Origin of the sequence: Trichocoleus sp. FACHB-262, assembly GCF_014696035.1 — a bacterium.
Classification (GTDB): Bacteria; Cyanobacteriota; Cyanobacteriia; order FACHB-46; family FACHB-46; genus Trichocoleus.
Genome location: NZ_JACJPK010000017.1, coordinates 695,713 through 707,762, shown reverse-complemented (window position 1 = coordinate 707,762; position 12,050 = coordinate 695,713). Strand labels below are relative to the sequence as shown.

Here is a 12,050-nt window from a genome sequence, read left to right as displayed (position 1 = left end):
TTGCAAAAACATATTAAAAGTCCCTCTCCTAAAAAGAGAGGGACTTTGGGGAGAGATACCACAGTGTAAGTTTTACAGCGCTGTCATCAACCGCATGAGTTCCGGGGAGACATCTTCCTTATCGGTGGTTTCTTGCTTGGTGAATAGCACTCCAGCTAGGAGATATAGGTTATCGGAGTAGAAGGCGCGGTTCTCTCGACGCATTTCAGCGATTCTACTTTGCACTTTGGGGTCAGAGCTGTAGTAACCGAAGGATAAGGGTGAAATGATGAAGTCGGAAACGAAGTAGTTTTGCTCACTGGCGTAGTCTACCAATCCTTGAGGATCGGAATAGCTAGCGGCCATGACTAAGACATTTTTATGATTGCAAGAGAGTAGCTTCTTGGTGATAGTGATTCCATCAACGCCGCCATGTAGTAAAGGCTGATAAAGTTTGTTGTCTACAGCGGGTAAGTAAGGGGGATTTGAGATTAAGTAATCCGCCTGAAACTTAAGGGAATCGAAGAAGGATTTGCAGTGCACTTGATAGCGATCGCTTAATCCTTGTTCGCTAATCTTTTCGTTGGCAACGTCAGAAGCTAAAGGGTTGATTTCAAAACCGTGAACAGTGCCTTCAAATTCAGTTCTGAGTAAAGCTTGGATTACGGGACTACCGTCGCCTGAGCCAAATTCAATAATAGATTCTGAACCAACGCAATGCTTGAGAACTAGATTTTCTATACAGTTTGAATAAAAGTTTGACTCTTCAGGACAGAAGAATATATCTTTTAGCGGTCTAGATGAGAGAAGCATGAAGTATTTTAACTAAACACCTATCCAAAAGATAGTTGCTCAGCATTTCTGTAACCTCTGCCACCAGTTCTATATCTAAAGGTTTGGTTTGTCTGCTTGTGATTGGGATCATTGTTTCTCAAAGTAAAGAAAGTGATAATCTCTAGCTTCAAGAGGCGATCACTCCTTAGATCAACTAGTTACTAACTAAAGCAGTTATATCGCTGCTCATACCACATTTTGTTCAAAATGTTTGCTATTTGTTCCACAGCTTCAATAGGCGAAATAGTTTAACTTGAGCATTAGATGTGATGGCTCATTGGCGATGAAGGGAATCAAAGGCTATCTGGCTAGCTTGTTCGACAAAGAGTTTATTCCCACTGGCCTGAAAACAGCTTTATTCGTTGGCTCTCTCTTGTTTGTGATCAATCACGGTTCTGCGACGCTCCGAGGTGACATGACCCGCGATCGCTGGATCTCTGGAGCCTTAACTTATCTCATGCCTTATCTCGTGAATGTCTACGGGCAACATACTAGCCGCTGTCGAGGGCAGCAAAGCAGGCCCTTGATTGAAGTCAGTACACAGGAGATTTAAACAAGAATTATCTCGGCTCTCCTTGGAATTGATGCCCCCACGAATAAACTGAACCAACAGCAGTTTTGGGGAATGAAGACGATGACAACTCATCAGTGGAACGCTGACCTATACGATCGCAAACATAGTTTTGTCGCTGAGTATGGTGCGGCATTACTAGATTTACTCGATCCGCAACTAGAGGAACAGATTCTCGATTTAGGCTGTGGCACTGGGTCACTCACTCAAAAGATTAGCGATCGCGGTGCTGAAGTTCTTGGCATTGATAGTGCCGCCAGCATGATTGCCCAAGCCCAGCAAAATTATCCCAACTTACGCTTTGAAGTCGCTGATGCCACCAACCTACCTTTTATAGAAGAGTTTGATGCCATCTTCTCCAATGCCGTGCTGCACTGGGTCAAGCCACCCGAAGCTGCGATTGCTAGTATGTGGCAAGCCCTGAAACCAGGAGGCCGCTTGGTGGTCGAGTTCGGCGGCAAAGGCAATGTGCAAGCGATCGCTTCTGCCTTAGAGCAAGGCTTGAAAGAGAGCGGCCATCCCAACCCCGAAGCCCTTAACCCTTGGTACTTCCCTAGCATTGGCGAATATACAGCCCTATTGGAAAAGCAAGACTTTGAAGTCTGTTTTGCGGCGTTGTTCGATCGCCCTACGCCCCTCACCGACGCAGACGGCATCCAAAATTGGATCAAGATGTTCGCCCAGTCTTTTCTGCAAGCCGTTCCCACTGAACAACAAGCAACTTTTCTTGCCCGAATTGCTGAGCACATCCGTCCTCAACTCTACCAAAACGGCATTTGGGTAGCCGATTACCGCCGGATTCGCGTGATCGCCCTCAAGCCTTAAACCTAGCTTCTATCCTTAACCCAGCAAGAGTAAAGCGATTAGAAGAGCAGATGCGATCGCTAGAAACACTGTGCCTGTCCCTCCATCAGCGTCTTTAGCTTTCGTTAAGTCGTGGCTGTAGTCACAATAGACGCACTGAAACAAATCATCCTCGCTGTGCAAGCACCGCACCAAGCCCTTCTTGCCACACTTGGGACAGTCCAAATACTTCCGGTTCTGCCATAGGTTATGCTCCCGATCGCAACGCCTGGCTACGATCTATTCCAACTCTGCCTATGTTGCGATCGCAGAGCTTACCTTCAAGCTAGATCACGATTGAGGTCGCTAGCCTAAATTGCAATGCTTCCTCACAAGTTGCGTTACTGGGTGCCAAGCGATTAGTGTCGAGCTAGTAGCGGAGCCGCCCCCAGTAGCGTTTGAGTGTAGGGGTGCTTCGGATTGGTAAAAATCTCCTTGGTTGAGCCGATTTCTACAATCTTGCCGCCATTCATCACCGCAATGCGATCACAGAAGAAACGCGCCACCCAGAGATCATGAGTGATGAAGAGATAGGTGAGTTCAAACTCCTGCTTTAGCTCCCGCATCAGCTCCAATACTTGCGTTTGCACCGTTGCATCCAGCATACTCACAGGCTCATCGCAGATTAGCAGCTTCGGGCGAGTAATTAGGGCACGGGCAATCGCTACTCGTTGTTGCTGGCCTCCAGAGAGATCTGCTGGGTAGCGCTGGTAAAATTCCTCAGCAGGCGTGAGTCCCACCCGCTTCAGCATGTACAAAACCTGCTGCTTCACCTCAACCGAGTTTGCCAACTGGTGAATCACCAGCGGATCGCCAATACTCTGACCTACCGTCATCAGCGGGTTGAGGCAAGCACGCGGGTCTTGAAACACCATTTGCATTTGTCGCCGTTGCTGCCGCATGGCTTCCTTAGAGAGGCGAGTTAGGTCTTCTCCCAGAAACTCAACCTTGCCGCTCGTAGGCTGAATCAACTGCAAAATCGTGCGTGACAACGTACTCTTGCCACAACCCGACTCACCCACCAAGCCCAGCGTTTCACCTGGGTACAGATCCAGGTTGATTCCATCCACCGCCTTAATCGTCTGCTCTTCTTTGTTAAACAGACGCGCGATGAAATTTTGCTCCAGCGTGTAATACTGCTTCAAATCTTCTACCCGCAGCAACGCTTCCGGGGAGGCCCAAGGGTCGGGGATCGCCCTTGAACTTAACTCATCGCCAGCAGACTCAGAACTCGAAAGATCTGGTAATGGAATCGGTGCATCCGCCGGAACTGCCTGAATATGCAGCGCCGATTCCAACAAAGCTTTGGTATAGGGATGCTGGGGTTTCTCTAGCACCAAAGCAGTTGGTCCCGTTTCCACCATCTTGCCGTCGTACATCACCGCAATGCGATCGCAGTACTCCCCCACCATCGCCAAATCGTGCGAAATCAGCAGCAGCGCCATCTCCCGCTCTGCACACAGTCGTGTCAGCTCCTGCAAAATCTGGGCCGAAACCGTCACATCCAAACTCGTCGTCGGCTCATCCGCCACAATCAGCTTCGGGTCTAGCAACAGCGCCAACGCGATCGCCACCCGCTGCCGCATCCCCCCACTAAACTCATGCGGGTACTGCGACCAACGACTCGCCGGAATCTTCACCGCCTCCAATGTTGCGGTCGCCCGCTCCTTTGCCTCTCGCCGTGACAACTGCGGCTGATGAGCTTGCAGCGTCTCCAGACAATGCTCTCCAATCGTCATCAACGGATCAAGCCGAGTCATCGGATCTTGGAAAATCAGCGCCACCGCCTCACCCCGAAACCGCCGCAACTCCCCCGGAGACAAATCAAACACCGACTGCCCCCGAAACGTCACCCGCCCCTCCACCTGACTTGCAGGAGGTAACAACCGCATCGCAGCCCGCCCCAGGGTAGACTTCCCACAGCCCGACTCCCCCACCAATCCCAAGCGATCGCCCGGTTGCAGTGTAAACGACACATCATCCACCGCCCAATAGATTCCCCCAGTAGTCGTCTGCCCCCGACTTGAAGCAGGATAGGCAACTCGGAGATTTTCTACACAAAACAGAGCGTCGGAAGCCATAGGGAAGAAGGATGAAGGAGAGAGGAGGGATGAATGATGAAAGGGGAGAGAAGTGAGGAGTCAGAAGTGAAGAGTTAGGAGTTTAGGAGGATAGGGGTAGATAACGGGGGCAGGAATGAGAAAACAGAAGAACCAAAAGTATCGAAACGCTGACAGCTAGATTCGTTTGGAGGGGGTCTGGGGGACGCAACCGTCCCTCAGCGGGGGTTTGGGGGCAAGCGCCCCCAAGGGTTCGGTTCTAGACAAAAAAACTAAGGCCCCTGACTCATAGAAATCTTCTTTAACGGCTCCGGCTTATCAAACCGCCGCATCAAATAGGCCACCCCAAAATCCCCATTTGGATGTGCCTGCAAATATTCCGCCAACTCAAACACCCGCGCCGCCAACTCTGGCCCCAACTTATCAATTGTCGCCTGTTGCTCCGCGATCGCGTACTCCTTCTCTCGAATGCGGGTTTGCCACTCACTAGAGAAAAGCTGCTGAATTACCGTATGCAGCCCCATCTTCTCTAAAACATCCCATTCCCCGTGGTCGCACCAGATTCCGCCACAATCCAGGCAGCGTTCCACATAAAAAGGAATTCTCACGCCCACCTTTGCCCGCGATAAGTAGCGACCGCACTCCGGGCACAACGCAGCCTTCGTATCAAACGGAGACTGGACAAACTCCACATCCAGCACCTTCGGCAGTGCATCAACCGTTGGCTGAGGTTGATGAGCTTGCCAAGATTCGTACTCCGTCGCTGGAATCCAAGTACCTTGACAATCAGGGCAGCACTTCGCTGCCAACGCAGGAGCCAGCGTACTATCTACCAGCTCTACTCGTCGATCTTTGGGACATTGCACAGGCTAGCTTCCCCCTCCAGTAGAACTTGCCGATTTAACGATTAGGGTATCAGGTTGGGGAATCAGGGTAAACGTCACCCCTCATCCACTTGCAACAGCACATTACAGTACCCAATCAGCAAATTCAGGCGATCGCTAATCTGCACCTGGCGCTGCTGAGCCGTACTCGATTGGCGAGCTGCTTGCAAGAACATGACGTCCGTTCCCATCAACTTGAGTTGTTTATTCATTTCAATTTGATAAGACTGTACACGCTGTTCCACCGTCGTATCAGGATGATTTTCCCAACTGAGCGTTAGAACTTGGCGCTGAAAAAACTGCTGGATCTCTTGAAATGCCACGATTAAGGCAGCGGGATCAGGCTTCGCTTGAGTCGCTTTTACTTGAAGCTGCTCTAGCGATCGCAGAAATTCTTGATAGATTTGGCGATGAGCCTCTGGCAACATTCGGCGCGTCTTTAGTTAAGATTAGAATAAGAGTTTGTTCCTACTATTAAACCTAAGGTTTGATGCAGCTTTGAGGCTGCGACCTTAAGGTTTAAAGGCAAGCTACCAACTTTAATTAAATCAACCTTATATTCGTTAGTATTTTTTAACTCAAATATCATCGTGATTTGGCTTCAGCGAGGCGGGGATCACGGTTTTTCGATTATTTTCCGTGGATTTGCACCGCAAGTCCCCTCTATTGCAACAGCTATCGCATCTCTATACAACCTCTATCACAATAGCTAATTGCTTACTGGCTGGGCATGCTTGTATATCTAAACACATTTAGATGCAGTAGAATCAGCCATACTCTACCGCCCCTTATTCTTCCCTCACTTCCACAGCATGAACGTAACGGCAACAGTTCCCACTACCCCCTTTGTCGTTCCTGACTGGCTTCAGGAATGCTTGCTCACACAGCAAAAAGCTTCTGAGGCCAATGCGACTGGTCATTTTGAGGAAACAGACCTCATTTGTCGGGCATTCGAGTTTGCCTATCAACTGCATGAAGGGCAGTACCGCGCCTCTGGGGAACCTTACATCGCTCATCCTGTTGCCGTTTCAGGGTTACTGCGAGACTTGGGAGGCAGCAGCGCCATGATTGCTGCGGGCTTCTTGCATGATGTGGTAGAAGATACCGAAGTGACAGCCGAGGAAATTGAGGAACGCTTTGGCCCAGAGGTGAGGCGGTTGGTAGAAGGAGTCACCAAACTGTCGAAGTTTAATTTCTCTAGCAAGCGAGAACGTCAAGCCGAGAACTTCCGTCGCATGTTTCTGGCAATGGCTCAAGATATTCGGGTGATTGTGGTGAAGCTAGCCGATCGCTTGCACAATATGCGGACCCTGGAGCACCTACCCGAAGCGAAGCGCCGCAGCATTGCCCAGGAAACCAGAGAAATCTTTGCACCACTCGCCAACCGCTTGGGGATCGGACGGTTTAAGTGGGAATTGGAAGATTTATCGTTTAAGTACCTAGAGCCCGAAGCCTACCGCGAAATGCAGCAGTTGGTGTCCGAAAAGCGCACCGATCGCGAAGAGCGGCTCAACAAAGTAGCAGAAATTTTGCGCGATCGCCTCCAGCAAATTGGGGTGCAGCATTCGGAGATTAGTGGTCGTCCTAAGCATCTTTACGGCATCTATCAAAAGATGCAGCGGCAGCAAAAAGAATTCCATGAGATCTACGATGTAGCTGCGGTGCGGGTGATCATGCAAAACAACGATGAGTGCTATCGCGCTTTAGCCGTGGTTCACGACTCGTTTCGCCCGATCCCCGGTCGCTTCAAAGACTACATCGGCTTGCCCAAGTCCAACCGCTATCAATCTCTGCATACCAGCGTCATCGGCCTGAATGGACGTCCGTTGGAAGTCCAGATTCGGACTGTCGAAATGCATCATGTGGCAGAATACGGGATCGCCGCTCACTGGAAATATAAGGAAACAGGGGGCAGTAGTACGCTGCTGACAGCCTCTGATGAAAAGTTCACCTGGCTGCGGCAGTTACTAGAGTGGCAAAGTGATCTCAAGGATGCTCAGGAATATTTAGAGAGCGTCAAAGATAACTTATTTGATGGCGATGTCTACGCCTTTACTCCCAAAGGCGATGTGGTGCCTCTCTGTCCTGGTGCGACCTCGGTTGACTTTGCTTACCGCATTCATACCGAAGTAGGCAACCACTGTGCGGGCGCTAAGGTGAATGGCCGCATCGTCACGCTAGATACGCCATTGCAGAACGGCGATATTGTTGAAATTCTGACACAGAAAAACTCACACCCCAGCCTCGACTGGCTGAACTTTGTTGTCACCAGTGGTGCTCGCAACCGCATCCGGCAGTGGTACAAGCGATCGCACCGAGATGAGAATCTATTGCGGGGTCGAGAACTGTTAGAAAAAGAATTGGGCAAGAGCGGCTTTGATGCTCTGCTTAAGTCTCAACCCATGCAAGTGACGGCAGAGCGCTGCAACTATCACAGTGTGGAAGATTTGCTAGCAGCTTTGGGGTATGGAGAAGTCACCCTCAGCTTGGTCGTTAACCGTTTACGAGAAACAGTCAAGGCGCAACAACCTGTAGTACCTGTGCCAGAAGTGTTGCCACTGCATACCAGCACTCGGCCTGTCCCTGTCGCCCCCACTAGCAAGTCGCCGATCGCCGGAGTCGAAGGGTTGCTGTATCACTTGGCGGGTTGTTGTAACCCCGTCCCTGGTGAGCGCATTATTGGGGTGGTGACGCGCGGGAGTCATGGCATTTCGATTCATCGTCAAGGTTGCCACAACAGCGACCAAATTCCCGGCGATCGCCTCGTTCCTGTGAGTTGGAACCCGATTGACGAGGAGCGAGCTAGACCTCAGAACTATCCGGTGGATATTCAAATTGATGTGATCGATCGCGTCGGGGTGCTGAAGGATATTCTGTCTCGTCTGACCGACAACAACATCAACGTCCGCAATGCTCAAGTGAAGACCTTCCCCGACCAAACAGCGACGATCAACCTCGGCATTGATATTCGCGACCATGCTCAGCTAGAGCGTACCTTTAGCCAAGTTAAGAAACTGAGTGATGTGCTGAATATTCGTCGCCTGAACCAAATCGAAGATTAAGCCAAGGCGATCGCGCTACTAACCCAGCACACAAGTCAGGTGAATCAGTGGCAGGATGAAGGAGTCCGGACGACTACCTGTGATCTTGCATGACCCCCGCTGCTCGTACCAATCCCTTCCTGGCTCTCAACTACGAACCTGCGTTTGAATCGCTGGGGGAAGACTACTCTGATGTGGTTGCTGCCGCTGCGTTTCCTGCCCAAACTTTGCGGTGGCGCAACGATGACCTCCTGCCCAAAATCGGCCTCGACCCGCAAGCGGTGACAGACGAAGACTTCATTGAGGCGTTTGGGAGATTTGAGGGCCGCCAACCGCTGCTGGCAATGCGTTACCACGGCTATCAGTTTGGCGAATATAATGCCTTTTTGGGGGATGGTCGCGGTTTCCTTTACGGTCAAGTGCGCGGTACTGATGGTGAACTCTACGACTTTGGCACCAAAGGCTCTGGCACTACTCCCTACTCTCGCGGTGGCGACGGCAGATTGACGCTAAAAGGTGGCGTGCGGGAAGTCTTAGCAGCAGAAGCACTCAACTATTTAGGCGTACGGACTTCTCGTTGCTTAAGCATGATTGAAACTGGAGAAAACTTGTGGCGCGGCGACGAACCCTCTCCGACTCGCTCCTCGGTAATGGTGCGCTTTAACCGATCGCATATCCGCTTTGGCACCTTTGAGCGATTGCATTACTTGAAACGCAAAGATCTGATTCAAAAGCTGCTAGACCATGTGATCGAATACTACTATCCTCACTTGCAAGGAAAGAGCGATCGCTATGTCCTGTTCTATGCAGAGCTAGTGCAGCGGGTGGCAGAACTAGCAGCGCAGTGGATGTCCGTAGGGTTCTGTCATGCGGTGCTAAACACAGACAATATGTCGATCACTGGGGAGAGCTTCGACTACGGCCCCTATGCCTTTATGGATCGCTACGATCTGCGGTTTACGGCAGCATATTTTGACTATTCTGGGCGCTACTGCTATGGCAACCAACCCGGAATCTGTCAGTTAAACTTGGAAATGCTGCAAACTCCGCTGTCTGCGGTGATTGAGCTTGCAGATATGGAAGCGGGCTTAGCGAAGTTTGGTGACTACTACTATGCCACTTACCGCCAACGTATGTTGCAGAAACTCGGCTTCGCTGAGCTACCAGAAGCTGAGACCGATGAACTCATTAAACGGACGCTGCAATTGCTGGAAGTGTGTGAAGTGGGATATCACGCTTTCTTCCGTGAGCTAAAACAACAGTTCAACGCCAGTTGGCGAGAAGATGGCGGCATTCTTCAAACTGCTGACTTTGCTACCATTGATGAGCAAAAAGCCTGTTTGGATAGCTGGCGGCAGCATTATCACACCCTGCTAATCAGCCAGCCCATCGAGGAAATGGAGCACATCGCTCAAAGACTCAACCGACATAACCCCACGACACCATTGATCCGCCCTGAAATTGAAGCGATTTGGGCACCAATCACCGAAGAAGATAACTGGCAACCGTTCTACGATTTGCTAGCTAAGATTCGCACCGGAAATTAAGCGCGATCGCGCTTCAATCAACGCTATATGGTGATGGGAGATTCAATATAAATTGTGGGTTCTTGTAGTACAAACTCAATACCGAAGTTTCTCAGTTGTTGAGAAATTTTAGTATTGGCAACCTCTAGCAATCGCTTCCTGAGTTGCAGGGAGTTTTCACTAGAACCCAAGATAAAAAATGTGACTCTGGCTTGCGTCGCTTGAGGTGGAGCTTGTTGAGTAAAAGTAATATTGGTGCTGCCTGGGTCAATCCCAAACACTGAATCTGTACTTTCGATAATTACTTGTTGTACTAAAGCTTGCTCTCGATCTTGCAGATTATTTAGGAAGTCTAGATAGAGCAAGACCATGATTTTCTTGCCCCTAGTGATATTTTCGATTTCTAAATTAGCCAAAGTCGAATTTGGCACAATAAACAGCGTACTTTTAGCCGCAGTGCGAATTTTAGTCGACCGCAAGCCAATCGATTCGACACGACCAAACAACCCGCTCGGCAAGCGAATATAGTCACCTGGCTCAAAGGGGCGATCGAGATACAACACCACAGTACTTAGCAATTGCTCCAGGGTTTTTTGGGCAGCAAAGGCGATCGCCAACCCCCCTAAACCTAAGCTTGCCATCAAGCCAATTAAGTTAAACTGCTGACTCTGAGCAAAAGCAAAGACAGCAATAAATCCAATTAAGACATTGGCTAACGTTTCTACCACCAGCAACAGCTCATCGACTTCTCGGCCCACTTTCCGCACTAAATCAATGCCATAGGTGCGAACAAATTGCCGAAATAACCTAGAAGCAAGCCAAGCTAAACTTATAACGACTGCTAGATCAATAAACGGCTTAATAAAGCCATAAAACGCAGGATAGACTCGAATCCAAGCTAGAGACCAGGAAATTAAAACGAACGTGCCAGCAACCTTGAAAATTGGTTTGATTGGTTCAATTAAATGATCGTAAATTTCCGCAACTTGCTCTGGCGAAAACCGTCGAATTACTAACTTGACAATTTCAGGAGTGTAGCGGCCAACTAGTAAAGAGAGCAGCAAAAATAATAAGAAAACGGTTGCTCTTTGCAATATTGCTCTGGCAACATCAACTTGCAGGAAGCTAGAAACTGAATTAGCGATGTTCATCTAGATTTAGATGGTGATGGGAGCATCCACATAAATGGTTGGCTCTTCAATATCAAATGTAATGCCGTAGGTTTTAAGTTTTTCTGTAATGGTTTGATTGGCAATGTAAAGAAGTTGCCGCCGCAGCGTCATCGAAACTTCTTCTGAGCCCAAAATAAAGAAGGTAACTTGAGCTTGCGATCGCGCCTGTCCTAAAGCATCGGTGAAGTCCTTAAACGTAACAATAGTATTCTGGGTATCGATGCCAAAAATATCATCTGTACTATCAATAATGATTTGTTGGACTAAAGCTCGGTCAGCGATCGCAATGACTTGATAGAAATTCAAGTAAACCAAAGCCATCACTTTCTTGCCGCCTGTGTAATTCTCAATTGTTAACTGTGTCAGAGAGCTATTAGGCACAATTACTAAAGTTCCTTTGCCAGATGTGCGAATTTTAGTTGAGCGTAAACCGATCGATTCCACTCGTCCAAACACACCATCTGGTAAGCCAATATAGTCATCTACGACAAAGGGGCGATCGAGATATAAAACAATTCCTCCTAAGAGTTGTTCTAGTGTTTTCTGGGCGGCAAAAGCCACAGACAAACCGCCAATGCCTAAGCTAGCAATTAAGCCAACGATGTTAATGCGGTGTGTTTGGGCAAAGAGTACGATCGCGATGATGACAATGCCAATATTCACCAGCAGTTGCATCAAAATCAGGAATTCACTATTCGACTTCCGCCCACTTTTAATAACTGCTTCTAAAATATAAAACTCAAAAAATTGCTTGAATAACCGGGAAACAAACCAACTTGCTGTAATAGTTAGACCCAGGCTGACGGGCACTTCAACAAACGCCTGCCCCCGCTTTTCAGGAATCAATAGTGCTAGAAGTTCTACCAATCCCAAAATCGCCACTATCCATCCCAGTTCTTGGTGTGGCTCCACGACTTTTTGGTAAAACTCTTTCACCCCTGGCGAGGCAAAGCGATCGAGCATCCAGTTAACCCAGGCAGGAAGCCGACGACTGCCAAACACTAGCAGCAGCCCCACCAATGCGAGCAAACTTAACTCAATTCCGGTGCCAGTGCCCAAAGCATCTAACATTGGACGATTCCTCTTGGCGTTTCCATCCCAGCCCCTATTATGAAGGGTAGGCAAGTAATTGAAGCCTTC

The 12,050-nt window shown here is 49.2% G+C and carries 11 protein-coding genes; 4 read left to right on the top strand and 7 right to left on the bottom strand.

Going from position 1 to position 12,050, the window contains the following annotated elements:
* Positions 1–72 precede the first annotated feature (72 nt).
* Positions 73–792 carry a methyltransferase gene (locus H6F68_RS04290; RefSeq protein ID WP_190556680.1) on the bottom strand — a complete coding sequence of 240 codons (720 nt, stop codon included), beginning with the start codon at positions 790–792 and terminating at the stop codon, positions 73–75.
* 304 nt (positions 793–1,096) lie between these two features.
* On the opposite strand from H6F68_RS04290, the gene nrtS reads away from it, so the two are divergent.
* Together nrtS and H6F68_RS04280 are read left to right on the top strand one after the other, a co-directional pair.
* Entirely contained in the window at positions 1,097–1,366 is a 270-nt protein-coding gene (gene nrtS, locus H6F68_RS04285) for a nitrate/nitrite transporter NrtS (protein ID WP_190556678.1), read from the top strand.
* An 81-nt stretch (positions 1,367–1,447) separates the two neighbouring features.
* On the top strand, positions 1,448–2,209 hold the full coding sequence (locus H6F68_RS04280; protein WP_190556676.1) for a methyltransferase domain-containing protein: 762 nt from the start codon (positions 1,448–1,450) through the stop codon (positions 2,207–2,209).
* Between the two features lie 15 nt (positions 2,210–2,224).
* Here the strand turns inward: H6F68_RS04280 and H6F68_RS04275 are convergent, their stop codons facing one another.
* The 4 genes from H6F68_RS04275 to patD form a co-directional block, all read right to left on the bottom strand.
* Positions 2,225–2,413: a hypothetical protein gene (locus H6F68_RS04275; protein ID WP_190556674.1), complete on the bottom strand. Its 189-nt coding sequence runs from the start codon at positions 2,411–2,413 to the stop codon at positions 2,225–2,227.
* A 173-nt stretch (positions 2,414–2,586) separates the two neighbouring features.
* Positions 2,587–4,308, bottom strand: a complete 1,722-nt coding sequence (locus H6F68_RS04270) for an ABC transporter ATP-binding protein (RefSeq protein WP_190556672.1) — start codon at positions 4,306–4,308, stop codon at positions 2,587–2,589.
* Between the two features lie 251 nt (positions 4,309–4,559).
* The gene (locus H6F68_RS04265) at positions 4,560–5,153 is read right to left on the bottom strand and encodes a zf-TFIIB domain-containing protein (protein WP_190550879.1); all 594 of its coding nucleotides are present in this window, start codon (positions 5,151–5,153) and stop codon (positions 4,560–4,562) included.
* Positions 5,154–5,227: 74 nt separating this feature from the next.
* Positions 5,228–5,599, bottom strand: a complete 372-nt coding sequence (patD, locus tag H6F68_RS04260) for a heterocyst frequency control protein PatD (protein ID WP_190556670.1) — start codon at positions 5,597–5,599, stop codon at positions 5,228–5,230.
* A 384-nt stretch (positions 5,600–5,983) separates the two neighbouring features.
* Here patD and H6F68_RS04255 point away from each other — a divergent pair, with 384 nt between their 5' ends.
* Both H6F68_RS04255 and H6F68_RS04250 read left to right on the top strand, forming a co-directional pair.
* On the top strand, positions 5,984–8,233 hold the full coding sequence (locus H6F68_RS04255) for a bifunctional (p)ppGpp synthetase/guanosine-3',5'-bis(diphosphate) 3'-pyrophosphohydrolase (protein ID WP_190556668.1): 2,250 nt from the start codon (positions 5,984–5,986) through the stop codon (positions 8,231–8,233).
* 89 nt (positions 8,234–8,322) lie between these two features.
* Positions 8,323–9,759, top strand: coding sequence for a YdiU family protein (locus H6F68_RS04250; protein WP_190556666.1), 1,437 nt, complete (start codon positions 8,323–8,325; stop codon positions 9,757–9,759).
* Between the two features lie 23 nt (positions 9,760–9,782).
* On the opposite strand, the gene H6F68_RS04245 is transcribed toward H6F68_RS04250, so the two are convergent.
* Positions 9,783–10,889 carry a mechanosensitive ion channel family protein gene (locus H6F68_RS04245; RefSeq protein WP_190431078.1) on the bottom strand — a complete coding sequence of 369 codons (1,107 nt, stop codon included), beginning with the start codon at positions 10,887–10,889 and terminating at the stop codon, positions 9,783–9,785.
* 6 nt (positions 10,890–10,895) lie between these two features.
* Positions 10,896–11,981, bottom strand: coding sequence for a mechanosensitive ion channel family protein (locus tag H6F68_RS04240; protein ID WP_190556665.1), 1,086 nt, complete (start codon positions 11,979–11,981; stop codon positions 10,896–10,898).
* Positions 11,982–12,050: the final 69 nt, after the last annotated feature.